At 45.5% G+C, this 25190-nt stretch carries 25 protein-coding genes; 14 read left to right on the top strand and 11 right to left on the bottom strand.

Annotated elements, in window-relative coordinates:
• Positions 1-298: 298 nt before the first annotated feature.
• The 3 genes from VJL_RS06510 to VJL_RS06500 form a co-directional block, all read right to left on the bottom strand.
• Positions 299-565: a hypothetical protein gene (locus VJL_RS06510; protein WP_005429553.1), complete on the bottom strand. Its 267-nt coding sequence runs from the start codon at positions 563-565 to the stop codon at positions 299-301.
• 281 nt (positions 566-846) lie between these two features.
• Positions 847-4005, bottom strand: coding sequence for an efflux RND transporter permease subunit (locus tag VJL_RS06505; protein ID WP_038876624.1), 3159 nt, complete (start codon positions 4003-4005; stop codon positions 847-849).
• Between the two features lie 13 nt (positions 4006-4018).
• Positions 4019-5176: an efflux RND transporter periplasmic adaptor subunit gene (locus VJL_RS06500; RefSeq protein WP_009706355.1), complete on the bottom strand. Its 1158-nt coding sequence runs from the start codon at positions 5174-5176 to the stop codon at positions 4019-4021.
• A 589-nt stretch (positions 5177-5765) separates the two neighbouring features.
• Between VJL_RS06500 and VJL_RS06495 the strand changes: the two genes are divergently transcribed.
• The 3 genes from VJL_RS06495 (at position 5766) to VJL_RS06485 (ending at position 8557) form a co-directional block, all read left to right on the top strand.
• On the top strand, positions 5766-7283 hold the full coding sequence (locus VJL_RS06495) for a phospholipase D family protein (protein WP_038876621.1): 1518 nt from the start codon (positions 5766-5768) through the stop codon (positions 7281-7283).
• Positions 7284-7372: 89 nt separating this feature from the next.
• The gene (locus VJL_RS06490) at positions 7373-7960 is read left to right on the top strand and encodes a class I SAM-dependent methyltransferase (RefSeq protein WP_038876619.1); all 588 of its coding nucleotides are present in this window, start codon (positions 7373-7375) and stop codon (positions 7958-7960) included.
• A 33-nt stretch (positions 7961-7993) separates the two neighbouring features.
• Complete coding sequence (locus VJL_RS06485; RefSeq protein WP_038876617.1) at positions 7994-8557, top strand: GNAT family N-acetyltransferase; 564 nt, start codon at positions 7994-7996, stop codon at positions 8555-8557.
• A gap of 53 nt (positions 8558-8610) precedes the next feature.
• Here the strand turns inward: VJL_RS06485 and VJL_RS06480 are convergent, their stop codons facing one another.
• Positions 8611-9084, bottom strand: coding sequence for an ASCH domain-containing protein (locus tag VJL_RS06480; RefSeq protein WP_038876615.1), 474 nt, complete (start codon positions 9082-9084; stop codon positions 8611-8613).
• Positions 9085-9279: 195 nt separating this feature from the next.
• Between VJL_RS06480 and VJL_RS06475 the strand changes: the two genes are divergently transcribed.
• A complete protein-coding gene (locus tag VJL_RS06475) occupies positions 9280-10128 on the top strand; it encodes a tetratricopeptide repeat protein (RefSeq protein WP_038876612.1) in 849 nt (282 codons plus the stop codon).
• Between the two features lie 40 nt (positions 10129-10168).
• Here VJL_RS06475 and soxR read toward each other — a convergent pair whose 3' ends face one another.
• Positions 10169-10606 carry a redox-sensitive transcriptional activator SoxR gene (gene soxR / locus VJL_RS06470; RefSeq protein WP_038876610.1) on the bottom strand — a complete coding sequence of 146 codons (438 nt, stop codon included), beginning with the start codon at positions 10604-10606 and terminating at the stop codon, positions 10169-10171.
• A 234-nt stretch (positions 10607-10840) separates the two neighbouring features.
• Between soxR and VJL_RS06465 the strand changes: the two genes are divergently transcribed.
• The 4 genes from VJL_RS06465 (at position 10841) to fusA (ending at position 16179) form a co-directional block, all read left to right on the top strand.
• Positions 10841-11725: a LysR family transcriptional regulator gene (locus VJL_RS06465; protein WP_038876608.1), complete on the top strand. Its 885-nt coding sequence runs from the start codon at positions 10841-10843 to the stop codon at positions 11723-11725.
• Between the two features lie 120 nt (positions 11726-11845).
• Entirely contained in the window at positions 11846-12850 is a 1005-nt protein-coding gene (gene dgcN / locus VJL_RS06460) for an N-acetyltransferase DgcN (RefSeq protein ID WP_038876605.1), read from the top strand.
• Between the two features lie 14 nt (positions 12851-12864).
• Positions 12865-13851, top strand: a complete 987-nt coding sequence (dgcA, locus tag VJL_RS06455; protein ID WP_038876602.1) for an N-acetyl-D-Glu racemase DgcA — start codon at positions 12865-12867, stop codon at positions 13849-13851.
• Positions 13852-14160: 309 nt separating this feature from the next.
• A complete protein-coding gene (gene fusA, locus VJL_RS06450; protein ID WP_038876600.1) occupies positions 14161-16179 on the top strand; it encodes an elongation factor G in 2019 nt (672 codons plus the stop codon).
• Positions 16180-16246: 67 nt separating this feature from the next.
• Here fusA and VJL_RS06445 read toward each other — a convergent pair whose 3' ends face one another.
• From VJL_RS06445 to VJL_RS06430, 4 genes are all read right to left on the bottom strand, one after another.
• Positions 16247-16441 (bottom strand): hypothetical protein, encoded by a 195-nt coding sequence (locus VJL_RS06445; RefSeq protein ID WP_038876598.1) that lies wholly within the window; start codon positions 16439-16441, stop codon positions 16247-16249.
• Between the two features lie 226 nt (positions 16442-16667).
• The gene (nqrM, locus tag VJL_RS06440) at positions 16668-16871 is read right to left on the bottom strand and encodes a (Na+)-NQR maturation NqrM (protein ID WP_038876596.1); all 204 of its coding nucleotides are present in this window, start codon (positions 16869-16871) and stop codon (positions 16668-16670) included.
• Complete coding sequence (locus tag VJL_RS06435) at positions 16871-17374, bottom strand: NifB/NifX family molybdenum-iron cluster-binding protein (protein WP_038876594.1); 504 nt, start codon at positions 17372-17374, stop codon at positions 16871-16873. Before VJL_RS06435 ends, nqrM begins: the two co-directional genes overlap by 1 nt.
• A complete protein-coding gene (locus VJL_RS06430) occupies positions 17371-17661 on the bottom strand; it encodes a DUF134 domain-containing protein (protein WP_038876592.1) in 291 nt (96 codons plus the stop codon). Before VJL_RS06430 ends, VJL_RS06435 begins: the two co-directional genes overlap by 4 nt.
• A gap of 341 nt (positions 17662-18002) precedes the next feature.
• On the opposite strand from VJL_RS06430, the gene VJL_RS06425 reads away from it, so the two are divergent.
• The 3 genes from VJL_RS06425 to VJL_RS06415 all read left to right on the top strand — a co-directional run bounded on the left by VJL_RS06425 (position 18003) and on the right by VJL_RS06415 (position 21217).
• Positions 18003-18995: an ABC transporter substrate-binding protein gene (locus VJL_RS06425; RefSeq protein ID WP_038864971.1), complete on the top strand. Its 993-nt coding sequence runs from the start codon at positions 18003-18005 to the stop codon at positions 18993-18995.
• Between the two features lie 88 nt (positions 18996-19083).
• On the top strand, positions 19084-19983 hold the full coding sequence (locus tag VJL_RS06420) for an ABC transporter permease (protein WP_038876590.1): 900 nt from the start codon (positions 19084-19086) through the stop codon (positions 19981-19983).
• Positions 19976-21217 carry a quaternary amine ABC transporter ATP-binding protein gene (locus VJL_RS06415; RefSeq protein WP_038876588.1) on the top strand — a complete coding sequence of 414 codons (1242 nt, stop codon included), beginning with the start codon at positions 19976-19978 and terminating at the stop codon, positions 21215-21217. Before VJL_RS06420 ends, VJL_RS06415 begins: the two co-directional genes overlap by 8 nt.
• Before the next feature lie 76 nt (positions 21218-21293).
• Here the strand turns inward: VJL_RS06415 and VJL_RS06410 are convergent, their stop codons facing one another.
• Positions 21294-21530 carry a hypothetical protein gene (locus VJL_RS06410; RefSeq protein WP_038876586.1) on the bottom strand — a complete coding sequence of 79 codons (237 nt, stop codon included), beginning with the start codon at positions 21528-21530 and terminating at the stop codon, positions 21294-21296.
• Positions 21531-21728: 198 nt separating this feature from the next.
• On the opposite strand from VJL_RS06410, the gene VJL_RS06405 reads away from it, so the two are divergent.
• The gene (locus VJL_RS06405) at positions 21729-22238 is read left to right on the top strand and encodes a copper resistance protein NlpE (protein WP_038876584.1); all 510 of its coding nucleotides are present in this window, start codon (positions 21729-21731) and stop codon (positions 22236-22238) included.
• Between the two features lie 193 nt (positions 22239-22431).
• Positions 22432-23244 (top strand): 5'-methylthioadenosine/S-adenosylhomocysteine nucleosidase, encoded by an 813-nt coding sequence (locus tag VJL_RS06400; RefSeq protein WP_038876582.1) that lies wholly within the window; start codon positions 22432-22434, stop codon positions 23242-23244.
• A gap of 47 nt (positions 23245-23291) precedes the next feature.
• Here the strand turns inward: VJL_RS06400 and VJL_RS06395 are convergent, their stop codons facing one another.
• Positions 23292-24176, bottom strand: coding sequence for a LysR family transcriptional regulator (locus VJL_RS06395; RefSeq protein ID WP_038876580.1), 885 nt, complete (start codon positions 24174-24176; stop codon positions 23292-23294).
• A gap of 94 nt (positions 24177-24270) precedes the next feature.
• Between VJL_RS06395 and VJL_RS06390 the strand changes: the two genes are divergently transcribed.
• On the top strand, positions 24271-25179 hold the full coding sequence (locus VJL_RS06390; protein WP_038876578.1) for a DMT family transporter: 909 nt from the start codon (positions 24271-24273) through the stop codon (positions 25177-25179).
• Positions 25180-25190 lie beyond the last annotated feature (11 nt).

Below are 25190 nucleotides of genomic sequence, written 5' to 3'. Positions count from 1 at the left end.
GTATGATATGGACGTTCGACCATCTCCAAAATGAATAGACACCCAATTTGGTGCCCTTTTTTCGCCCGTGAAGGTATTCTTCGCGGGCTTTTTTCTATCTGCCGTATTTCTCCTACTCGATTCCCAGTTTTAGCGCCCCCTCCTCAACCAACAGGCATAAAAAAGCCAACCCATTAATAGGTTGGCAAATAGAGCAACAAGGTTGACGCTGACTGCTCACTAACGTCGTGCTTGTATCGGATGCACTCTGGTTAATCACTCGTCCTTGTGACTAACACGGAATCTTTGTCGTCAGAGGTTATGACTTGGTTGCCTCTGTCTTCTGGCATTTGATCTTTACCAGTTGAGCTTGTTGTTCTTTGATGTGTTTAACAATGCGTTCATCGCGTTCATCAATAGCGTCCATGTTCATTTGTTGGATGTCCGCAACCGCCTCATGCTTCATTGTTGTAAATTCTTGACGTAAATCCGCACTCCACTCTTCTTTGTCTAGAGTGTTAGCAGCAGCGATTGGTGATGACATTACAGCAATAAGACCTAGAGTAGATAGAAATACGCTTTGCATAATAAGCTCCTTAGGGATTAGCAGTTCATTGGGTTGCGCTCTATACATTGCACATAGAATGCCAACTTTTTAAACCTTTAATATCAACAACTTAAACAAAAGTTTATTTTTCTACCATCTGCTCAATGGCGAATTTCACACACACAGTGTTAAATTAACCAACGATATTTATGAATATTTAACCATTCACCCAACTTATAGTATAGATAGTCCATTTCAGTTAGCCTAAGGCACAAAAAAAGCAGCCCGAAGGCTGCTTTAGATTTTCGCTTTAGGTGAAACTAGCTTTGAGTGCCTTCGTTACCGACAGTGTTTGATGACTGTGATTTGAACTTACCTATCAAACGACCAAAGAATCGTTTAACAATGCGGAAGATATTTTTAATATCCTCGAGCATCAGGTACAGACAAGGCACCAGAATCAAGGTAAGGACAGTTGCAAACAGAACGGCAAAACCAAGCGCGACCGCCATAGGGATAACAAAACGCGCCTGCAAGCTGGTTTCAAACATGATAGGAAGTACACCAGCGAAGGTGGTAATAGACGTCAGCGTGATCGCTCGAAAACGAGCACAGCCAGCCTCAACAACCGCTTGCTTAATGCTCATGCCTTTTTCTCGCACTTGGTTAACGTAATCTGTCATCACCAAGGAATCGTTGATAACCACACCCGCTGCCGCAATTAATCCAAACGTCGACATCATGCTGATGTCCATATCCAGCCAGAAGTGTCCCCAAATCGCCCCCGTTAAGCTAAACGGAATCACCGACATGACGATAAGCGGTTGGGTGTAACTCTTAAGTGGCACAGCTAGCAAGATGTATACGATGATCATGCCTGCAATGAAGAACATGATTTGCTCGTTGCGCTGCGCGGCTTGCTCTTCGATGTCACCACCCAATTCCGTTTTCACACTTGGGAAGGCTTCCTTCATGTCCGGTAAGATGTTGTCATCGATGACTTTCACGACTTCTTGAGGTTCAACCAACTCTTCATCTATAGAGCCATAGACATAAACGGTTTGATAACCGCCTTCACGTCGAATGGTACTCACACCCGGTTGCTCGTTGATTTTCACCACATCACCAAGCATGACCTTTTTGCCTGCTGGTGTGGTAATCACAGCGTAACGTAGTGATGAGAAGGCTTCACGCGTCAGTTGCGGGTAACGCACCATGACCTTAATTTCTTCGCCATCACGAATAATGCGCTGCGCTTCACCACCGTAGAAACTGCCACCTACTTGCTCTGCGATCATGGTGAGATCCAAGCCCAAATCATAAGCAACAGGAGCTAGTGATAGCAGTACCTCTTTACTACCGGAATCGATAGACGAAGAAATATCGTACAGACCTTCTTCTTGCTGGAGGCGACCAATCAAGTAGCGACCCGCTTCGTTTAGCTCGTTAATGTCCGAACCAAACAGAAGGTAACCAAACTCGTCGCGGTCACCACCACCTGCACTTTGCTCACGGATCTTAAAGCTCTTCATGCCCGGAATAACTGGCATTGCCTCACGCCAGCGACGTGCAAGTTCAAAGGTATTGAATGGACGCAGTTCTTCATCCACAAGCGGCACAAGAATACGACCTTCAGTACGGCTGCGGTTGTAAGAAAGCACATCACGAATCATCCCCTGACCATGCTCATCAATGATCTGGTTTTCGATTTTCTGCATCACGCCTTCAATGGTTTTTAACGCATTGATGGTTTGCTCGCTCGATACCGTGTCATTCATCTCAATCGTAATCGCCGGATAATCCGTTGGTACTTTCGGGTTTGGAATCACACGCACATAGTTCGAGCTAACTAAAGCAGCACTAATCAACAACAGACCACAGAAGAAAGCAAACACGGTCCAACGCCAATGGGTACAAGCTTTAACAAAGCTGCGGTAAGGGCCATTAACAAAGCCGAAGAAGCGCTTGTTGAAATTATCACGCCAACCGCCCGCTTTGATTGGCGTAAAGTTGGTGTGGGCTAAGTGAGCCGGCAAGATCAGCTTAGATTCTATCAAGCTAAAGATAAGACACAGGATCACCACACCCGCAATGCCATAGAAAAAGGCACTATCAATCCCACTTGAGAGTAGGAATGGAGCAAACACCGCTATCGTGGTTAACACACCAAAGGTAGCCGGAGTCGCGACACGTTTAACACCCGTCACAACATTCTCAACACCACCACCCTTTTCTTCGATCTCACTGTAGGCACTTTCCCCGGTTACGATGGCGTCATCCACCACGATACCGAGCACCATGATAAAGGCGAACAAAGACACAATATTCACGGTGATACCCAGCATTGGCATCATCATTACTGCGCCTAAGAAACACACTGGTAGCCCCAACATTACCCACATTGCTAAGCGGAAACGAAGGAATACTGAGAGCATGATGGCCACCAACGCGGCACCTTGAAGAAGGTTTTTCAGCATCATGTCGAGACGACCATTTAGGTAGTAAGTCATATCGACGAGAACTTTCAGTTGAATGTCATCAGGTAAGGTTTTGTTCTTTGCTTCGATGTAGTTACGAACGGATTCAGCCACTGGGATGATGTTTTGATCACGCGTGGCTTGAACCGCCATGTAGATCGCGTTTTGACCCGAGTATTCGAAGTAACGATCTTCTTCGGTGAAGCCGTCTTTAATCGTTGCGATGTCTTGTAACAGAACTTTTGCACCGTTTGCGCCAAGCTTAACAGGGATATTGCGGAACTCATCACCACGGTAGTATTGGTTCTCAATACGTACTGCGATCATACCTGCGTTGGTTTTTACTTCACCTGCAGAAAAGTTCGCTGAATAACGACGAATCGCGTTGCTCACATCACTTAGCGTCAAGTCATATTTACGAAGAATCAGCGGATCGACTTCTATAGCAATCTCTTCTTCTGGTGCATTGAGATCCACCAGCATGACATTTTTCAGTTGGAGTAATTCGTCTTCGACTTGTTTCGCAATAGGTTTGAGCTCTTCCAGTGGTCTATCGCCCACCAAGCCCATTTCTATCACCTCTTGTCGCCATTCCACCTGATAAACGTTGATGGGTTCCATGCCTGCCGGCAAATTGGATAAGGTGTCTACCCGTTGCTTTACATCATCCAACACGCGTTTGATGTCGGCATTCACATCCACTTCTATCGATACATAAGCACTGCCTCGAGAAGCTCGTGCCACGGTCTTTTTGATGCCAGTGACGTCTTTGATCGATTCTTCGACTTTAACCAAGATACTCTCTTCAATCTCCTGCGGAGAGGCGCCAGGATAAGCCGCTCGAATGTTGATATAGTTAACTTCAACGTTCGGGAACATTTGTCGTTGAATGAACATGAAGCTCACGATACCCATCACGATGATGAACACCATCATTAGGTTCGCGGCGACAGAGTTATTCGCAAAATAGGCAATGATGCCCTTTTGTTGATTCTCTTCCATGATTGACTCCTACTTACTGTACGACGGTTTCGGAGTCGTCATTCTTTTTTGCGACTTGGACAGCCATGCCTTTTTGCGGGTACTCAGGTAACGTCAGAACCAGCTTATCTGATTGCTCAAGACCTTCCCCAACAAGTAGGAACTCGCCCTCTGCACGAAGTACGTTAACCGTTCTAGGTTGCAGTTCATTTTCGCCATTCACGACCCAAACGGTGCGGTTCTTAACTAGTTCCTGAGGGAGACGATAAATGTGCTTGAGTTCTTTGCCAGTAAAGCTCACTTCAACGTATGAACCAAACTTAATCGGTGGCTGATTGTTGTCTAGACCATATGGGTCACGAACTTGAATCACCATATTGATCATGCGCGTCGCGCTGTCGATCATGCCGAGATCGCGAACGACTTTGCCTTCACGAGTCGTCGATAGAATGCCTTGTTGCGTTACAGTCGCACGTAGCTCTTTCAAAGATTCAGGAAGGAATGCGCTGTCAAAACCAGCGATAGGAACGTGGATCTCTGCCACTTCGATATTATTCAAAGTGGCAACGCGGGAGCCGGAAGAGACAAACTGTCCCACACCGATATCACGCTCAACAACAAGTGCATCGTATGGCGCAATCACTTTACAGTTTTCTAGGTCACGGTTAGCTCGCTTCAACGCTGCTTGTGCAGACTTAACTTGCGCCTGAGCACTCAAGACATGGGGCTTACGTAGGTAAAGGTCTGTGACTTGTTTGTCGCTTAACTTTTTCGCTTGGCGTTTTGCGACTTCCGCTTTGGCTTGTTCCTCGATCAACGCAGCACGTGCACTTGCCAAGCCCGCTTCTGCTTGTAGAACGGCCGCTTCGTAGTTATCACTTTCAATCGTGAATAACACTTCACCACGCTTTACGATTCCACCCGTCACAAAATTTGGGTGCCAACTGATCACTTCGCCGCTAACTTGCGCTGCTAGGTGCGTTTTTTCGAATGGACGCATTTCACCGTGACTGGTGATAACAACTTTATGATCGGTAGGAAAAAGTGAAGAGGTTTGTACTGTGGGTTCAGTAATGGTGTCTTTGATTGACTCTTTTTCGGGCGCAGTAGCGGCAATCGCGGCATAACCCGCATAAGAACCACCAACTACGACGAAGGGTAAAAGCCAACGTAATACTGGTTTTGCTAACATCAAAAATCCTTTTTTATTTTTGTATTCTCCTGTTCATCCTCGTCAGGCCTTCGCCTTAGAGCTGAATTAACAAACGGAACGTTCGATAACCCAATCTCCTACTCCCCGCGGACAAACAGTGAGTGTTTGCATCTGAAATAGACAACTTTATAAGAGCGCCGTGCTTCTGCTGTGTTTCGCGATTATCAATCACAAAAGAACTATCCATGGCAAGTTAATAAAATTAACAAAAACTTAACCATCTCCGCAAGTTACGACCTCTCACGCTCACTGTTTATACGCAATCGTCATGCCAAACGATTACCCTTTAAATATCAACAATTTAAGTTAAATCGGTAATTTCTCTCAGTGCAGTGTTGGTAATTACCACCAGATATTAGTGATATTGACCATTTCTGAGCAAAACATAAGTAAAAAACATGATATTGTCCGCCCGAATAATATGCTTTCCAAAAACCATATCGAGTCATTCAGATTCGGTTGCTTTATTGAGAAATCTGCGACTTGGCTACAATCACTCGCGTTACCCAGATTTAAAGCTTGATATATAATCAAAGAGTTACGTTGTGTATTAACAAGGAAGTGTGCATTGCTACGTTCTCTCTCTAAAGCCTTACTCGGTTCAATGCTTGTACTTGTCTCGGCTTGTTCCTCAATTCAGCCAAGAGATCCAAGTGAGAAATCCACCAGTTTTCAGTTCGGATATCAAAGCGACTCATCGTTGGCAGAGTTCTTTGAAAGTTACGACAAAGACCCTAACTCAGATACTGGCTTTTACCCTCTTAATCAGGGAAACGACGCGCTATTAGCTCGAATCGCACTGATTGAATCTGCCGAAAAAAGCCTAGATTTGCAGTACTACATCTATCGCAGTGACGAGACCAGTCAACTAATGACGTGGCGTTTGTATGAAGCAGCACAACGTGGCGTACGCGTTCGCCTACTTCTAGATGACATGCAAAAGCGAAATGATGCAGGAATGGCAGAGTTGAACGCTCACCCAAACATCGAAATCCGATTGTTTAACCCACACCAATATCGAGATGCGCGTGTATTTGCATTGGCAAGTGACTTTGACCGCCTTAATCGTCGCATGCACAACAAGGCTTTGATTTCCGATAGTGTGTCTGCCATTGTCGGCGGCAGAAACATTGGCAATGAATACTTCTCTTTCGAGTCCAATGTCGAGTTTGGTGATTTCGATTTGATGCTTTATGGCGAGGCAGTGACGCAAACTGCGGACCAATTCGATTTGTATTGGAATAGTCTCTATGCCATCCCAATGGAATGGATTGTGCCTGAGTCTGAAAAAGTGGCAGACGATGCGATTCAAGCGCAAGTGAAAAAGCTAAAATTGGAAGAGAAGTTTTCTACTGGTCCCTATAACTTCAAAGAGTTAGACCTGTACGAGGAGCTCCAACAAGGCAAACTGAAACTGTATTGGGGACAAGGCCAAGTGTGGTTCGATTTACCCGATAAGATTGCCACTCAAGAAAGCCAACTGGTCGCAAACTTAGGTGAACTCCTTGATAGCGTTGAAGATTCTTTTGTCCTGATTTCCCCTTACTTTGTGCCAACAGAATCCGGAACAAAAGCTCTGACTGATGCAGCAAAACGAGGGATAGATATCACCATCGTGACGAATAGCTTGGCATCAAACGATGTGTTCGCTGTGCACGGTTGGTACGCCAAGTACCGAGAAGATTTAGTTAAAGCGGGCATTAAACTATGGGAAGTAAAAGCCAGCGCGAAAATCAAAAGCAAATGGAGCTTAACCGGTAGCAGCCGAGCGAGTCTGCACGCCAAAGCCATGATGATCGATGGGAAAACCTTGTTTGTAGGTTCGATGAACTGGGATCCGCGTTCGGCTGAGCTCAATACAGAGATGGGCGTAGTTATAGAGCAACCAGAGTACGTGCAAAAACAACAAACCGTTTTACCAGAGCAGTTGAAAGAAAATGCCTATCAACTCATCGTCAAAGATGGCGATATCGCATGGATTGATCAAGCAACAGGCGAAGAATTTGATTCAGAGCCAGAAGCCAGCGTGTGGAGAAAAATGGGCGCTTGGTTCTCGGGCATTCTACCAATCGAAGACCAGCTTTAGCTTCCCAACGAAAGACGAAGTCAACAAATCTAAATCAAAACGCTATTCAACACTGAGTAGCGTTTTTTACACATAAGAAAGGAATCTCAATGTCAGTAACATGGAACGATTACTATCAAAAGGTTGCGAGCCAACCTCACCGACCAAACGTAGAACGTGCCGCCAACCTGCTTAAGCTCAACAACAAAATCGCCATTGATGCAGGATGCGGTACCGGTCGAGATTCCAACTATCTCCTCAATCAAGGCTTTACCGTTTACGCGTTTGACACTCATCAAGATGCGGTGGAAACTTGCTTGACGCGTTTCGAAGGCAATCCTAACTTTTCCATATCGCAGTCTTGCTTTAGTGACTTTCATTACCCGTCATGCAGCTTGTTCATTGCCAGTGCGAGTTTGTTCTTCTGCCCTAGTGAGCACTTTGAAAGCGTGTGGCAGAGAATCGACTCGGCATTAGTCTCCGGAGGTATTTTTTGTGGGGATTTACTGGGCATTAAAGACTCTTGGGTCAAAGCAAAAACGCATCCAGACATCAGTGCATTCACCAAAGACCAAGTCAAAGCATTGTTTGAAGGGTATGACATTCTCCACTTCCATGAGCGGGATGAAGATGGCAGCACAGCCCTAGGTAATGCTAAACATTGGCATATGTTCAGCGTCATTGCGGTCAAACGTTAATTCGTTACTCTTATTCGTACTAAAAGGAGTGTTATGTACCATTTCCAAGGCGTCACATTAAGACGAGCCGTTCCGGAAGAAGCCAAAGCGCTCTATAAGCTCATCACTGAGGATGAACGCTGGGCGCAATTCAACGGTCCTTACTTCCCTTATCAAACACCGACATTAGAAGGCTTTCGTAACCACACCTTTCAACGCCTACTGAAAGGTGAAGACATGTTATTGATTGAGTTCGAAGGTAAGCCCGTTGGTTCAGTGAGTTGGTATTGGGAATGTGAGAGCACTCGCTGGCTTGAAGCTGGCATCGTCATTTACGATTCAAACTCTTGGGACAAAGGGTTGGGGTTTTGTGCGCTAGTACCTTGGATTAGCCATATATTCGAAACCCAAGACATAGCACGAGTTGGTTTAACAACGTGGTCTGGTAACCCAAGAATGATGCGTTGCGCAGAAAAGCTTGGCATGCAACAGGAAGCCCGGATTCGTAAAGTACGTTACTACCAAGGCGAGTACTACGACTCCATCAAATACGGCGTATTAAGAGAAGAATGGCAAGCGCTGCTCCAACAACTCTATAGCCAAGAACAATTGGCGTAAATCATCATATTTAGTGAAAAGGCTTGGCAACGCGCCAAACCTTTTTAATTGGGTTACTTGGATATAGGGTAAACAACTCTAAAATGCTCAAGCACCAATAAACGTTGATCGTGCCACTCGATGCCAAGCTCCTCACATTCCGCTTTAAAGAATTTAGTGTGCGCTTCTCGCCACCAAGCTATCGTGCGATCACCTTCCCCTTCAGCTTGGGCAAATTCTTCACTCACGTCCGAATATCGGCAGGTACTGACGTCTGTAATTTGAATAATACAAACAGGTTCGTCGTCCCAATTGGTCACCACTTGTAAGTGCCCGACTTGAGGCATCACCTCTCCGTGTTCGCTGTACCAGAGCTCCATACTACAAGAGGCCGTTTTCTGGCCAATTCTAACCAGCTCAGCACAAGTATTGGCGTTGTACTCGTCAGCACAATAATAATCAGCGCTTACTGAGGGAATCGCTGCTTGCGCTTGTTCAGAGAGCGTCTCCATATAATGGGTAAGATAAGCTTGTGCTTTGGCATCCATACTTCTGTTCCTTGGTTCTGCTTTTCCATCGCTTTACTAACCGGAAAGAGTATCCATTCATGATCAAAAGAACAAGATATGAGCCCATCAGAACACTTTATAAAACAAGCATTTTTCATCTGATTTTTGCTAAACCTAGTCTGTATTTGCTATGGTTTCAGAGATCCATCCATTCTCGACGCAAAAGGACGTTCTATGCGCTTATTCATCGGCATCTTCTTCGCTGCTCTGCTCTCCTTTCCAACTCTTGCATCAGAAGAAAAATACTCAGAGTCCGAGATGCTAGACAGACCATTGATGGAACGCTACATCCTCGATGAACTGAAATCACTGCGTCAGGAACAACAAGATCTGGAGCGACGAATGATCGTCGAAATCACCGATCGTGAACTGACTGTCGCGGACAAATCGTTGAACTACGCCAACGTAACGGTCACTTACTTCTTCTACATCATTGCTGGTGTCGCTTCTTTGATCGCCTTTGTTGGTTGGCAATCTCTTCGCGAATTTAAGAACAACACCACAGAAATGGCGGACAAACGCCTCGAAAAAATTGCTCAAGAATATGAGAAAAAATTCCTAGAATTAGAACGCGATTTAAAACGCAAAACGCGTATCATCAGTGAGAACAACAAAGAGATTGAGAAAATCAACGAAATCCACAACTTATGGTTGCGTGCACAAAGCTCACAAACACCTGAGCAGCGTATCGATATTTACGATGAGATCTTACTAGTTCGACCTGGAGATTTAGAAGCACTTACATACAAAGCAGACGCAGCAATGGAAATCAAAGAGTACCACTGGGCATTGAGCCTTTGTAACCGCGTACTTGAAGTCGATGACACCAACGGCCCAGCATTGTATCAACGTGCTTGTGCATACTCTCGCTTAGGGATAGAAGAACAAGCGATTGAAGATCTTGAACGTGCGATAGACACCAGCCCATCAATTCGAGATCTGCTAGCGGAAGAGCAAGACCTTGAACTTCTTCATGGCCATGAACGATTCGAACGCTTGCTGTACTCAGCCGCAGAACAATAATCCACATTCAAATCTTAAAGTGTGCAGGTGGAGAAGGCGTTCACCCTTCTTCATCTAGCGTCAAATTCGACCCTGCATGATCTTTCCCTAATACGTCTTCCGGGTTTCTTAATGCACAAGTTTCTAATGACAAACAACCACAGCCAATACAGCTACCTAAGTCACTTTGCAATGCCTTGAGTTTCTGAATTTTCTGCTCTAGTTGCTCATGCCAATGGCTTGCCATAGTTTCCCATTGAACTTTGTTCGGTGCTTGGTGCTTAGGTAATTCTTCAAGTGCTCGCTTTATCTCTTCTAATGACAAGCCCACCTGCTGCGCGGCTTTAATGACCGCTACACGACGTAGCACACTACGATGATAACGGCGTTGATTTCCTTGATTCCGCCAACTTGAAATTAACCCCTTTTGCTCGTAAAAGTGCAATGCAGATACCTTAACGCCAGAACGCTTTGCCACTTCACCAACACTGATTTCCATCTCTTCATCCTTTTTCTAAAAGCGCTTTACCTCAAGTATGCTTGAGGTTCAAAGTTACACCACGTTAACATATTCAAGCAGACAAAAATGAAGAAAATACAATCATTTCAACGATGTTTGGTGCGATATGATTTCCTCTCACAAACCAGAACCGCACATCCATATAGAGATGCAATCCTTAATGAAGTAAATTAGAGATTCTCATCTTGCTCAATAAACGCAAAGGAAAGCGCAGTGAACTTAAGACAACTGGAAGTCTTCTATGCCATCATGCAAACCGGAACAGTCTCTGGCGCTGCACGTTTGTTACATGTCTCTCAACCAAACGTCACTCGGGTGCTTGCGCATACGGAACAGCAACTTAGCTTTGCTTTATTCGAACGCGTCAAAGGTCGCTTGGTGCCAACGCAAGAAGCCAAAGCACTGTTACCAGACGCAGAGAAGGTCTACCAACAACTCGGCCAATTTCGCTCGCTCACCAATAAGGTGAAACAAGGCACTCAACACTTGAGAGTTGGAGCTCCCCCCGTATTGGCTTCCCAATTGCTTGCTCCAACCGTTGCCACTCTTTCCAAGCAACAAAGTATCTCGTTTGAACTACTAACGGCAAACCGTGATGAGCTATGTTCAGGCTTGCTTAAGCACGAATTGGATGTGGCGATTGCCTTTGGCGAAGAAGCCCCTCCCGCGATTTTGAGTGAGGTTTTACTTAAGCAACAACTTGTTCTAATTGCACCAAAAGAAGCGCTCAATTCGGACAACGACACCATTTCGTTTGATGATTTGATTCAGCACGAATTGCCAATCATCGGCTTGGACAGTCGTGACCCGCTTGGTTTATTGCTGCACCAAACCTTAACCGCTCGCGACGAACACTACCAACATCCAATTACGGTGCGCAGTTACGCTGCTGCGGCAGAGTTAGTCAAACACCACGCGGGTTTCGCCATTGTTGATCCTTGGACCGCAAAACAATATCAGCATGATGAAGCAGTCAGCGTGCGCTCACTCTCTCCTACATTGTCGTTTTCAGTGTCTATATTATTTGCCGAGCACACCCCACAGTCCATTTCTACCAAGCTATTTATTGATTCCGTAAAGCATCAGGTGAATCAGTAATTTAGTGCTTACCTTTGTCCATAACTTCAAGTTATAGGCGCACAACAAATAGGCATTCGGCTTCCCTCTTCAAACTGGCTACATTGTTTGAAAACATATTGAATGACAGAGGGAACCATCATGCAAATCGCTCAACCTTACTTGCTATTTCTCGGCGACGTCACCGACCCACTCGCCGCAAAAACCGCGCGAGGCATTCATCAATGGCGTCCTGAAATTTGCTTAGGGCAGCTTCGTCTTACATCAGAAACCGTTTCATTAGGTTTAACCGACATGACGCTGCAACAGGCTCAGCAGCAAGGCGCAAAAACGCTTGTCATCGGTACCGCAAACCCTGGTGGTGTTATTCCTGAATCATGGCAGGCGACGTTACTGGAAGCGGCGGAAATGGGTTTTGAAATTGCCTCGGGTATGCATCAACGTCTTTCTGAATTTGCGCCTTTGAATGACTTACAGCAACGTGACTTAACCAAGTTACACGATGTACGCCATTACGATGAACCGTTGAAAGTGGGCAATGGTAAGACGCGCTCAGGTAAACGCTTACTAACGGTTGGCACCGATTGCTCGGTTGGCAAAATGTTCTCAGCCCTCGCTATTGAGAAAGCCTTACAGCAATCTGGTTGTAAAGCTGAGTTCAAGGCCACAGGTCAAACAGGCATCTTAGTCGCGGGCAGTGGTATTTCGATTGATGCGGTTGTCGCGGACTTTATCTCTGGTGCGGTGGAAGCCATTAGCCCTGAGTTTACAGACCATGAATGGGACATTATTGAAGGGCAAGGTTCACTATTCAATCCCTCTTTTGCTGGTGTGAGTTTAGGCTTGCTTCACGGTGCTCAAGCAGACGCTTTGGTATTGTGTCACGAGATCGGTCGCCCGCACATTCGCAACCTTCCTCATGCAAAATTACCAAGCATCGAACAAACCATTGAAGCCAATTTGCAAGCCGCACGTTTAACAAACTCTGACACACGTCTTGTCGGAATCTGCTTGAATACTTGCGCAATCAGTGAAGATGATGCCGCACAGCTTTGCCAAGACTGGACTGAGAAATACCAAGTCCCTGTTACCGATCCTGTGCGTTTTGGCGTAGAGCAAATTGCTCAACACATTATTGCGATTTAAGGATTGTAGACGCGATGAATATTCATGTAGAGCCGGTCACCATTGCAATGGCGACGCCTTTTCGGATCTCCCGTGGCAGTCGAACCGAATGTCACGTGGTGCGAGTAACCATAGAGCAGAGTGGCATCAGTGCCAAAGGTGAGTGTACGCCTTACCCCCGTTACGGCGAGTCGGTGGAATCGGTGATCAAAGCCATTTCTCAAGCCGCTCATGAACTACAAGGTTTATTTGCCAAAGGTGACGCGAACATAGTCTCCCTCAGAGAAAAGCTGCAAACCCTTCTCCCTGGTGGTGCGGCACGTAATGCACTCGACTGCGCGATGTGGAACTTACAAGCTAAGCTAGCGGGCAAGCAACACACTCAAGATTTATTTGAACTGCCAGCATCGATTGTCACTGCGATGACCGTGTCGATTAACACGCCAGAAGCGATGGCAAACCAGACTCGTAACTACATCAAACAAGGCGCAAAACTACTTAAAGTGAAGCTCGATGGCGAACAAGTGATTGAGCGTGTACGCGCTGTTCGTGAAGCGGCAGGCGATGCGATGATCGTGCTGGATGCGAACGAAGCATGGCAAGAACTGGATTTAGACGCCACCTTTGCCGCGCTAGCGCCATTGAATATCGCAATGATTGAGCAACCTTTGCCATCGAATGACGATGACAAGCTAAAAGACATTTCGCACCCTATTCCACTTTGTGCCGATGAAAGTTGCCATACGCGCCAACAATTGCATGAATTGGTAGGCAAATACGAGATGGTCAACATCAAGCTCGACAAGACGGGTGGTCTAACCGAAGCCCTACTGCTTGCAGAAGAAGCGAAACGCCTTGGCTTTACCTTGATGTCTGGTTGCATGCTAGGCACTTCATTGGCGATGCGAGCAGCACTACCTATCGCTGTTCAATCGAAAGTGGTCGACTTAGATGGTCCGGTTTTACTGGGTCAAGATGTTGAGCCTGCTTTGGTATATCGAGAAGGTGAAATCGTCCTGTAAAGGATCAGTGATCACCCCATCACCCATTTCATGACCTAGATTAAAAAACAATCACCGTCAGCATGAAATAAGTCACATAAATTACGGGGTTATTACGGCATGCTAATACCGTAGTAACCTCTAATGCGCTTTTTCAGCAAGGTGGTGGTTGTATGTATAGAGTCATCCGAAAAATGACATGGAAGACGAAAAGGCGGTAAACCCGCCCTACTCCAATGCAGTTCGTGCCTGATATCAGGTTTGCTTTGGAACCGTTGATTGGCCGCTAAAGGCTCACTCGGTTTCTCACGTCATTTGCAAGGAGGCTCTATGCCTATCAATAAGATCCGCAACGTCGCCTTTGTCGGTCAAACGGGTACCGGCAAAACCACACTGATAGAAAAACTGCTCTACGCCTGCCAAGCTACCAACCATTTAGGTTGTGTAGAAAAAGGCGATACGGTGACCGATTTCGACCAACAATCCATCCAATATCAACACAGTATCGAAGCCACCCCAGTCGCCCTAAGTTGGAATAAACATCGCCTTAATCTCATCGACACTCCGGGACAGAACGAATTACTCGGACGCACGCTCAGCGTATTCCCTGCCGTGGAAACTTCAGCGTTGATCATCGACCCTCAAATGCCCATCAACCAAACAGCTGATCGCTTATTTACCTTCGCGAAACAGCAACAAAAATGCCAGATGATCATCATCAACAAGCTAGACAATCACGGTAATAAGCTTGAAGCCGTGATGGAAAACATCATTGAGCATTTTGGCGATAACTGTTTACCAATCAACTTACCTTCAGCCGATGCCAAATCCGTGGTCGACTGTTATTTTGAGCCAGAATTAGAACGTGACACTTTGCTTTCACGAGTTGAAGATGCTCACGAAACTCTGATTGATCAGGTTATTGAGGTCGATGAAGCCTTAATGGAACTCTATCTCGAACAAGGCTCAGAACTGACAGCAGAACAACTGCACGACCCATTTGAGGAAGCGTTAAGAACAGGCCACGTCATCCCAATTTGTTTTGTTTCTTCTGAAACGGGCGCAGGCGTCGAACTGCTCTTAAGAACGTTGGCAGAAATCATGCCGATGCCAAATGAAGGTAACCCACCACTGCTTGAAAAAAATGGCAAAAAGGTCAAAGTAAATTGTGAAGCACTCGAACGCAGCGTCGCGCATGTATACAAAATCAGCGTCGATCCTTACATGGGTAAGTTAGCCTATTTGCGCGTCTATCAAGGCGAAATAAATGCCGGTTCTCAACTCTACATAGGCGAAAACAACAAAGCATTTAAAGTCGGACACCTATACCAATTGCAAGGCAAAGACCGTAGTGAAATCCCTAAAGCGCTGGCGGGTGATTTCTGTGTGTTAGCCAAAGTGGATGAGCTCGAGTTTGATGCCATTGTGCATGACTCCCATGAAGAAGATGGCGTGCAACTTAAAACCCTCAACTTCCCTGATTCAATGTACTCGCTGTGCCTAAAACCCGTTAAGCGTGGCGACGAACAAAAGCTTGGAGATGTGCTGAATAAAATCGCCAGTGAAGACCCATCGCTTAGAATTGAACATCGCGCACGCACCAACGAGACCATCATTAGTGGACAGGGAGAATTCCACCTCAAAGTAGCGCTTGAGAAAATGTCTTCTGTTTACAAACTGGAAGTGGAAACCAGCCAACCAAGTGTCGAGTATTTTGAAACCATTACTAAGCCTGCTGAAGGACATTACCGCCATAAGAAACAAAGTGGCGGAGCTGGTCAGTTTGGTGAAGTGCAGTTGAAAGTGCGCCCCCTAGAACGGGGAACTGGCTTTAAGTTTGTGAATAAAGTGGTCGGTGGAGCGATTCCAACCTCACTTATCCCTGCGGTAGAAAAAGGCATTGTACAAGCTCTTGAAGAAGGAGCTATTTCTGGCAATCCAATCAAAGATGTCGAGGTAACGGTTTACGATGGTAAATACCACTCGGTTGATTCAAAAGAGATCGCCTTTGTGATCGCCGGTAAAAAAGCCTTTTTAGATGCCATCAATAATGCCGGACCAATTGTATTGGAACCGATTGTTCAAATGGAACTGCATATTCCGACATCGAATGTCGGTGATGTGTCTGGCGATCTTTCAGGGAACCGAGGCTTGATTGAGGGTACTGAGCCTATCGATGCGAACTTCACCATGCTAAGAGCAAAATCTCCAATTAACGAACTGCAAGATTATGCTCGACGATTGCGCTCAATAACTGGGGGTGAAGGCAGTTTCAATATGACGCTCAGCCATTACGAACCAGCGCCGCCAGCCATACAAAAACAAGTGTGCGACGAAGCAACGCAGTAAAGTTAAGTTAGCACTGGTTTCAACAAAAACGCCCTCAATCTAGAGGGCGTTCTCATTACTAATCAAATTACTTATCAAGTGACAAACCTATCTGGCTGAGCTTGCTTTCGAACGCTTCCACACTTTCGGCCTGATAAGTTGGAGAACCGTTAAAGTAGCGAGGTTTCTCTGGCAACATCGCGTTTTTCAACTCTTTTTCCTGATCGACATTGTCATGGTAAACCGTCACGCGATTTGGAATATCCTGTTTCATTACAGCCATTTTGGTTCTCCTTTATTAAGACGAACTTAAAGCGTAGATGCGAACAAAAAATGCGCAAAAATCGACCAGCGAAAATTTGATCTTCTAGACAATATTAATCTAATTTCATTTCCATAATTCGCTCAATACTGGTTTGCACGGACAACACACAAGCTAGCAAATACATTGAATGGATTAGACGCTCATAACTAAAATGACGTGAAGCCGTCGAACTTTGAGCCAAGCGCTAGCGTTTCGAGCGTGGTTCTTGGATCTGATATAAACGGCGTTCGCTCTCAGCACATGTAATTTCGCAGTTACAGACCTTATCCACACCCACGTTATTCAAGCCACCGCAACTGCCTTGAATACGTTTGTTGTGAAAGATCACGCCCAGTGACATCAACAAAATGATGGTTAGGAAACCTAAAAAAGTGAATAGCCAAACCATTACTTCACCTCTTTCACGTAAGAAGAAACCAATGCTTTAAGCTTAGCCGGACGCAGCGCCATGAGTGCTTTTTTTGATTGAGGTTTGGGATTGAGTAATAACGAAGGCACTTCTTTGCTTTTACTGCTACAACCTCTACAACTGTCTTTTTTGGCGTGATTGGTTGAAGGTCGACCCTGCGTGGCAACCGTGAGAGGTGAACGTGGTACTCCTAAAACATCATCAAGTGAACTGCGAGTAGACAACTTAAACACTTGCTTACCACTACTTAGTAACTTGCCTAAAGCGCGTTCACCAATATTGCGAACCAAGACCGCGTCGACTTTGTACTCATGCAAGGATTGAATAAGCTGAGACTTCGCTTTGCAGCCAGCTTGAGGCATAGAAGCGATGTTTGCTAAGTTCTTTAGTAAACCGTCGGAATCTGAGTAAATCGCAATATACGGTGCTTTGACAAAATGGCTGGCGACGCGTTCGCCGTCGTTTGGAATGGCATAAATCATGAGTTTGACTCCTGGTCAGGAAAAACTAATGCATGACCCTCAACTAGGCTTTTCGCAACTTTAAAACGTGCGCTTTTCACCGTATTTCCGAAGGTTTGGCGAGAGACGCCCATTTGCTCGGCCGCTTGCTGTTGGCTTAATCCTTCAAAATCAGACAAACGCAACGCTTCCAATTCTTCTGGCAAAATATCGACTTTTTCGAGTTCATAAAATGGAACTCCATTGGGTTTAAAACAATGGTGTGCAGCACGTCCACATATGCGTCTTTCTATTTTTGGTCTCGCCATGACAACCTCTCTACATAACGCCTTCACATTACGCCTATTTATGGCATATGCCAATTACAGTTTTTAGCATATGCCAATATCTTAGTTTGCAAAAATCGACGCTTAAGCGAAATATTCTTTAGACATCTAACAAATTAGCGCTCAGCATTACAAACCACCATACGATTCATCGCACTTCACATCAGAAAAACCTTTAATTTATGTGGCTATTTTCATCTAATTCTCACGAACACATTCACACCAATTAACAATTGAAACTATAATTCATCTAATACATTAGTTTGAACACTAATGATTAATTAGTTACCCTAAGTAGGCTATTTAGAGAAAGGAAACTCAATATGACGTACAAAACTCCCTTACTACTAGCGATTGGTGCGCTAGCAGCGACCAACGCAAACGCAAGTGAGTGTGGAACGGTTACCATCGCAGACATGAACTGGAACTCTGCGACACTGATTGCTAACGTGGACCGTTTTATTCTTGAGCACGGCTACGGCTGTGATGCCGAACTCATCCCTGGCGACACCATGCCAACCGGCACCTCAATGATCGAAAAAGGCCAACCAGACGTTGCTCCTGAGCTTTGGAGTAACAGTCTCAAAGATGCGTTAGATAAAGGTGTGGAAGAAAAGCGCCTTCGTTATGCCGGCAAAGCTCTAGTTGATGGCGGTGAAGAAGGATTCTGGATTCCTGCTTATCTGGTTAAACAATACCCTGAAATGAAAACCATCGAAGGTGTGAAGAAACACGCTAAGCTGTTCTCTCACCCAGAAGATAAAAGTAAGTCTGCTTTCTACAGTTGTCCTGCGGGCTGGAACTGCCAAATCAGTGCGGGTAACTTATACAGAGCGATGGATCTTGCAAGTGCCGGTTTTGACATTATCGACCCAGGTTCAAGCGCTGGCCTATCCGGTTCTATCGCAAAAGCTTACGAACGTGAACAAGCGTGGTTTGGCTACTACTGGGCGCCGACGGCTGTGTTAGGGAAATACGACATGGTGAAAGTCGATTTCGGTAGCGGCGTCGATTTAGAAGAGTTTGTGAACTGTACAACTCAACCTGAATGTGATGCACCAAAACCAACCATGTACCCACCTTCACCTGTTCATACCATTACTACAGAAGAGTTCGCTTCACGTTCTCCTGAGGCTTATAACTATTTCTCTAAGCGTGGCTTTACGAATGCGGACATGAACCAGCTATTGGCTTGGATGGAAGACAATCAAGCTGACGGTGAAGAAACTATGTTCCATTTCCTAGAAAACTACCCACAAATCTGGACCGCATGGGTTCCTCAAGACGTAGCTAAAAAAGTGCAAGGCGCACTGTAAGACTTAGACGTTTCGTAAACGGTATAGGAATACCGCATTTGTTGTATGCCGAGGCTCAATAGAGCCTCGGTAAGAAAAGGAAGTAAACATGTCTGACTCGAACTGGCTGAGCGAATTTCCAGAGATGGATCGCTCCGATCTTAGAGCCATCCGTAAAACGCTCGATGGTGCCTACCGTGATTTTTCTCGTGAATATGGCGACCTTATTGAATCCTTCTTCGACCCATTACTCTCATTCCTCGTTTGGTTCGAAAAACTGCTTATCTCTACCCCTTGGGTGATCATTCTCGCCGTCTGCACCGCATTAGTTTATGCAGCAAGTCGATCTTGGAAACTTGGTGTCGCGTGCTTTGGCTCTCTCTTGCTCATTGGCTATTTCGGCATGTGGGAAGACACCATGCGAACACTCAGCATCATTACTGTGTGTACTATGCTCGCCATTGCCCTTGGCATCCCCATTGGTATTGCGATGGCCCGCTCTAACCGAGTGCAATCCGTCGTAACACCACTGCTGGACGTAATGCAAACCATGCCAGCCTTTGTCTATCTGATTCCAGTCGTTATGCTGCTTGGTATCGGTAAAATTCCGGGATTGATTGCGGTGGTCATCTATGCGATACCGCCTGTCATTCGCCTTACCAACCTTGGTATCCGGCTTGTAGACAAAGAAGTGCTTGAAGCCGCCACCGCTTTTGGCGCGAGCAAGAAACAACGCTTGGTTGGAGTTCAACTCCCACTGGCAATGCCAACCATCATGGCGGGCATTAACCAAACTATTATGATGGCGCTTTCTATGGTCGTTATCGCTTCGATGATTGGCGTAAAAGGCTTAGGTCAGCCTGTATTGAAGTCGATTACCAACCAATATTTTACACTTGGTTTGTTAAACGGCTTGGCCATTGTGGCATTGGCAATTTTATTCGACCGTGCATCACAAGCCTACGCGAAACGAACTCAAGCGCATTTAGGAGATCTGAAACATGACTAAGCCTCTTATCGAAATCAGCGGCCTGTATAAGATCTTCGGCCCGAAACCACAAACCGTCATTGATCGTGTGAAACAGGGACAAAGCAAAGACCAAATACTTGCTGATACGGGTCATACTGTCGGATTGAAAGACATCAATCTACAAATCAATAAAGGCGAAATTTTTGTCATCATGGGTCTATCTGGCTCTGGTAAATCGACAATGATTCGCCACTTCAACCGCTTGATTGACCCAACGATGGGGCAGATTTTGGTTGAAGGTGTCGATGTGATGAAACTTTCACCAAAAGAGTTGGAAGAATTTCGTCGTCACAAAATGTCAATGGTATTTCAACGCTTTGGCCTGCTCCCTCACCGCACTGTCGTAGACAACGTTGCTTATGGCCTTGAAATTCAAGGCTTCAAGAAAGATGAGCGCCTTGCAAAAGCGAACGAGTGGTTAGAAACCGTTGGTTTAAAAGGCTACGAGAACCAATATCCAGCCCAGCTCTCTGGTGGTCAGCAACAACGTGTGGGGCTAGCGCGCGCATTAGCAACCGATGCAGAGATCCTATTGATGGACGAAGCTTTCTCCGCTCTCGATCCTTTGATCCGAAGTGAAATGCAAGATCAGCTTATCGAACTGCAAGAGAAGCTGCACAAAACCATCATCTTCATTACTCATGATTTGGACGAAGCACTTCGTTTAGGCGATCGCATTGCGATCTTGAAGGACGGCGAGTTAGTACAGCAAGGTTCTCCAGACGAAATTCTGCTTCATCCTGCTGATGAGTATGTAGAGGCGTTTGTTAAAGACGTGAACCGTGCCCGCGCGCTCACAGTTGAAACCGTAATGCAGCCACCAGCGTACCGCATTGCAGCAACAACTATCGAGGAAGCCCTCATCGAAATGAAGCGTGTGAAGCAAGATTATGCCTACCACGTGACCGACGAAGGCTATCAAGGTGTTGTCACCAAAGAAAGCTTATTGGACGCAGCGAAGACTGACGGTGCGCAAGAGTTGGATGACGAGATTTACGAGGAAGTACCTGTTGTCTCTCCAGACACGGTTATTGAACAAGTTCTGCCTGACACCATGTCATGCGATTACTCACTCCCAGTGGTTGATGACGAAGGTAACCTGCAAGGTGAGCTAGAACGCAGCGCCGTAGCAGAGATCTTCACTGATGCTTCAGAAGAGGAAGCACCATCAAAGGAGGTCAAAACCCCTCCGCCAATGGATAAGGCGTCCTAATAGGTTAAAGGCTCATCATCTGATGAGCCTTTTCTATTTTTCTAGCTATCTCTGTCTTGTTACCTACTGGCTCTCATTAAGAGTGCAACCATATAAGTAAGGCAAAAACCAACAGACACAACACAATACCAAACAGAAGAACTCGCCCTTTCATCTCTGGTGATACCGGTCGATGAGGCCGTTTACCTAGCGTCAGAATATACAATCCCGCATACCCAATATGATAAACAACGCTATTTAAAATGAGTTCAAACATGAGCCAACGAATAAGCGAACCCAATACTCGGGCAGTTCCTATAAGTAATTCTTCCATTTTTACTTCCCTGTCTTTCTATTTGCAAATCACTGACGTTAAAGAGTTTTTCTAACAAAGGAAGATCAATGGTTTGCTTTCTTCTGACGCAGGTGTAGGAAACGAGTCTATTATTAAGACCATATACCCAAGTGACCTTAGCATACATGCTTCGAGATCATTTCGGTATATCAACTTGTTGATTAAAAGAGGAATAAAATGAAAAAGACACTATTAGCACTCACCAGTGCCGTATTTATTTTAGCCGGTTGTCAGGACGAGAAACCAGCAGAGACAACCACAGTTGACGTTCCTCAGGCGACAGAAGTTGAAAGTACGGTTGATGCAACTTCTATTGAAGAAGAGCAAGTGATCACGACTGATACGTTTGTCGATTCTGGCCACAATGCGCAAAATGCACTGGATTGGAACGGCATATACAAAGGCAAGCTTCCATGTGCAGATTGTGCAGGAATCGACACAACGCTAACACTGAATGAAGACGGCACTTACTCATTGGTAGAGCTGTATGAGGGTAAAGAAGGTGAACCAATCAAATCTGAAGGTAAGTTCACTTGGAACGAGTCTGGCAATACCATTACTTTGGTCGACGAGTCAGGTCCAAACCAGTATTTCGTTGGTGAAAACATGCTAATGAAACTGGATATGAATGGCGAAAAAGCAACAGGCGAGCTAGCGTCATTCTACAACCTAAGCAAAATGCCTTAGCGCTAATTCATCATTCAATTTAGTCCTGATAGAACATAAATCCGAGCTTCCCCCGCTCGGATTTTTTATTTCTCGTTATTTAGAATGAAAATCAAAAAAAGTCATCCATTAAGAAAATTAACAAATTCATCAATTGACGCAAACGTTTGCTATTGATAGATTGCGCCATCTTTTCCTTTTGTAAGTATGTCGTATGCAAATTCTTAAACGTTTCGCCGCACTGGTTCCTGCCGTGCTTTCATTCTCTGTTTTCGCTCAAACTCAACCAATCCTAGTTCAAGGTGCAATGGATATTGAAACCAGCACGCTTGTAGAAGCCCTAGATGACGCAAAAGAAACCACCGTTGGTTCTTGGACTTTCTGGCAAGGTGAAATCGACGGCTACCCAGTCGTGGTATCTCGTACCGAAGTTGGCTTGGCCAATGCAGCCGCTTCTACCACGATTGCAATTGAACACTTCAATCCTAAATACATCATCAACCAAGGCACATCTGGCGGTCATGACCCTAAGCTTTACCGTGGTGATATTGTTGTCGGTGAAGCAAGCTTCAACATGGGTTCATACAAGTCTGAATTTACTGAAAAAGGCAAAGGCATCGACCCAACGAAGTGGCAGAACTTCGACGTAACCATGCGTTTACGTGAAGACGGTGAGTTTGTTGAACATAAACAGTTCAAAGCGGATCCGGCATTGGTTGAAACTGCTCTTTCTTTGTCTGAAGGATACAACAAAGGCAAAGTTGTAAAAGGCTTGATTGGTTCAGCGGACGAGTGGAACCGCGAAGTAGACCGCATCAACTGGTTCCATGAAACGTACGGTACATCTGTTGAAGAGATGGAAACCTCATCAGCGGCTTTGGTTGCTCAAGCTTACCAAGTGCCATTTGTTGGGATTCGCATCTTGTCGAATACTGACCAGCACAAACAAGACTTTGACCCGCAAACCGCTGTCGATTGTCAGCTATACACGATTGATGTGATTAAAGCGCTGATCAAAAAGCAATAGTCGCTTTTTTGAATCGCAAAGGGAGGCACAACGCCTCCCTTTCCTATTTATAGGCACTGCTGCTTGAGCCAGTTTGTCAGTTTTATAATTTCGGTCTGACGGACTCGGCTCTTTTTGTGCACAAAGTAAAAGCTATCTCCCGTCTCCAAACCGTGCGAAGGGATATAAACCAAATCTTGAGCCTTATCCCGTTCATTCAACATGAAGTCATTGGCAAACGTAATGCCCTGATCGTAACGAGCGGCTTCGATAGCCAGCAACATGTGGCTGAAGTGCTGCATGTCGATGTTCTTTGGAAGCTCATAACCACCCACGCTGCACCACTCTGCCCAATCTTTACCACGTTCACGATAGATGGAGTCAGTAGAAAGAATCGGATAGTTCCAAAGCGCATCCGGCAACGGCTGGTCTTGAATCTCCTTCCAAAGATTCAAACTACAAACTGGGTACAAAGTCTCATCATACAAACGTACCGCCATGTAATTACGCTTCGGTTTTTGAACCGTAATGAAACAGTCTCCGACACTGTCCGTTTGTTCAGGATCACCCGCAACCATATTCAAGGTAAGGTCGATATCGGGGTGTAACCGCTTAAAATCCGCCAGACGTGGTATCAACCATTTCACCGCTAGCGAACTGTATATCGCCAGCCTTAAACTGCCCTTATCACCCTCTCTCACCTTCTGACTAGCCATTGCGATCGAACTGATGGCGGGGCTGATGTCTTCAAGATAACGAGCTCCCGTTTCCGAGAGTGACAGTTTGCGTCCTTGACGAATAAACAAAGCTTCACCGAGATAATCTTCGAGCAAACGTATTTGATGGCTTACCGCACTTTGAGTCACGTTAAGCTCCTCTGCAGCGAGTGAAAAGCTTAGATTGCGCGCGACCGATTCAAAACAGTGTACCGCTCTTAAAGGTGGCAGTTTCATTATCTAAAAATCTCATACTTAAACTAATAAATATCATTTCACTTCATCCTATGACATCCCCTACTCTTTGGCAAAGAATGAGGAGAGGAATAACGTGAAAGTCACATCTGTCGGTGCAGCCATGCTGCTATTAATTGTTGGTAACCTAATTGCGGTGCTCTCAGACGCTTTGATCAAAAGCGTCGGTAACGAGGTGCCGGTTTTTCAGTTCGTATTTTACCGACAATTGTCCGCTGTGATGATGTTATTGCCCGTGTATTTATTCACTAAACAAACCCCTCTAATGGAAGGCTTTAAATGGCATGCTGTGCGTGCTCACGTGTGGTTGACGGGTGCTATTTTTATGGTTTTTGCGATCTCTTCAATGCCGCTCGCAACCGCCAATGCGATCTTCTATGCAGCTCCACTTATCATGTTGCCACTTGCCGCATTCTTTTTTGGTGAGAAGCTCTCTGCTCAATCTATCGCCGCTGCCGTCATGGGCTTTGCTGGCGTGCTTGTAATTATTCGTCCTGACCAAATTGATTGGGCGGCATTATCAGCATTAGCGGTCGCGATAACACTAGCCATCAACAACTTATTGATCCGTAAGCTGCCAAAGAATCAATCCGTAGTCCACACGCTACTTATGACCAACCTCGCGGGTATTCCAGTATCTCTGCTGCTTGTGTTTATCGAAGGGGAAGCATGGGATTGGAGTTCATTCCCAGTCGCGACAGGATCTAGCTTATTCATTATGATTTATGCGGCAACTTGTGTACTGGCTTACCGCTCTATTGATAGCAACAAAATTGCCAGTGCCGAATACAGTGGTTTAATTGGCGCTGTCTTCGTTGGTTTAATCTGGTTTGGTGAAGTACCGGATATCTTTATGGCGATTGGCACAGTGATGATTGTCGTTCCTTTGATTTGGCTATCCAAACGCGAGCGTAGAAAACAAAAACAAGCGCAAGCCGAAAAACAATTGGAAGAACAAAATCACCATCAAGCACCTGCGGCGTAAATGGACTAAAA

The sequence above is a fragment of the Vibrio jasicida CAIM 1864 = LMG 25398 genome, from assembly GCF_000400365.1.
In the GTDB taxonomy this organism is placed as follows: Bacteria; Pseudomonadota; Gammaproteobacteria; order Enterobacterales; family Vibrionaceae; genus Vibrio; species Vibrio jasicida.
The sequence above is the reverse complement of the archived record's forward strand: the minus strand, read 5'-3'. Positions and strand labels throughout refer to the sequence as shown.

What these genes read in the sequence shown, in the direction of transcription:
- VJL_RS06510 (WP_005429553.1), bottom strand. Translation starts at nt 565, where the DNA reads ATGCAAAGCGTATTTCTATCTACTCTAGGTCTTATTGCTGTAATGTCA.
- VJL_RS06505 (WP_038876624.1), bottom strand. Translation starts at nt 4,005, where the DNA reads ATGGAAGAGAATCAACAAAAGGGCATCATTGCCTATTTTGCGAATAAC.
- VJL_RS06500 (WP_009706355.1), bottom strand. Translation starts at nt 5,176, where the DNA reads ATGTTAGCAAAACCAGTATTACGTTGGCTTTTACCCTTCGTCGTAGTT.
- VJL_RS06490 (WP_038876619.1), top strand. Translation starts at nt 7,373, where the DNA reads ATGTCAGTAACATGGAACGATTACTATCAAAAGGTTGCGAGCCAACCT.
- VJL_RS06485 (WP_038876617.1), top strand. Translation starts at nt 7,994, where the DNA reads ATGTACCATTTCCAAGGCGTCACATTAAGACGAGCCGTTCCGGAAGAA.
- VJL_RS06480 (WP_038876615.1), bottom strand. Translation starts at nt 9,084, where the DNA reads ATGGATGCCAAAGCACAAGCTTATCTTACCCATTATATGGAGACGCTC.
- VJL_RS06475 (WP_038876612.1), top strand. Translation starts at nt 9,280, where the DNA reads ATGCGCTTATTCATCGGCATCTTCTTCGCTGCTCTGCTCTCCTTTCCA.
- soxR (WP_038876610.1), bottom strand. Translation starts at nt 10,606, where the DNA reads ATGGAAATCAGTGTTGGTGAAGTGGCAAAGCGTTCTGGCGTTAAGGTA.
- dgcN (WP_038876605.1), top strand. Translation starts at nt 11,846, where the DNA reads ATGCAAATCGCTCAACCTTACTTGCTATTTCTCGGCGACGTCACCGAC.
- dgcA (WP_038876602.1), top strand. Translation starts at nt 12,865, where the DNA reads ATGAATATTCATGTAGAGCCGGTCACCATTGCAATGGCGACGCCTTTT.
- fusA (WP_038876600.1), top strand. Translation starts at nt 14,161, where the DNA reads ATGCCTATCAATAAGATCCGCAACGTCGCCTTTGTCGGTCAAACGGGT.
- VJL_RS06445 (WP_038876598.1), bottom strand. Translation starts at nt 16,441, where the DNA reads ATGGCTGTAATGAAACAGGATATTCCAAATCGCGTGACGGTTTACCAT.
- nqrM (WP_038876596.1), bottom strand. Translation starts at nt 16,871, where the DNA reads ATGGTTTGGCTATTCACTTTTTTAGGTTTCCTAACCATCATTTTGTTG.
- VJL_RS06435 (WP_038876594.1), bottom strand. Translation starts at nt 17,374, where the DNA reads ATGATTTATGCCATTCCAAACGACGGCGAACGCGTCGCCAGCCATTTT.
- VJL_RS06430 (WP_038876592.1), bottom strand. Translation starts at nt 17,661, where the DNA reads ATGGCGAGACCAAAAATAGAAAGACGCATATGTGGACGTGCTGCACAC.
- VJL_RS06425 (WP_038864971.1), top strand. Translation starts at nt 18,003, where the DNA reads ATGACGTACAAAACTCCCTTACTACTAGCGATTGGTGCGCTAGCAGCG.
- VJL_RS06420 (WP_038876590.1), top strand. Translation starts at nt 19,084, where the DNA reads ATGTCTGACTCGAACTGGCTGAGCGAATTTCCAGAGATGGATCGCTCC.
- VJL_RS06415 (WP_038876588.1), top strand. Translation starts at nt 19,976, where the DNA reads ATGACTAAGCCTCTTATCGAAATCAGCGGCCTGTATAAGATCTTCGGC.
- VJL_RS06410 (WP_038876586.1), bottom strand. Translation starts at nt 21,530, where the DNA reads ATGGAAGAATTACTTATAGGAACTGCCCGAGTATTGGGTTCGCTTATT.
- VJL_RS06405 (WP_038876584.1), top strand. Translation starts at nt 21,729, where the DNA reads ATGAAAAAGACACTATTAGCACTCACCAGTGCCGTATTTATTTTAGCC.
- VJL_RS06400 (WP_038876582.1), top strand. Translation starts at nt 22,432, where the DNA reads ATGCAAATTCTTAAACGTTTCGCCGCACTGGTTCCTGCCGTGCTTTCA.
- VJL_RS06395 (WP_038876580.1), bottom strand. Translation starts at nt 24,176, where the DNA reads ATGAAACTGCCACCTTTAAGAGCGGTACACTGTTTTGAATCGGTCGCG.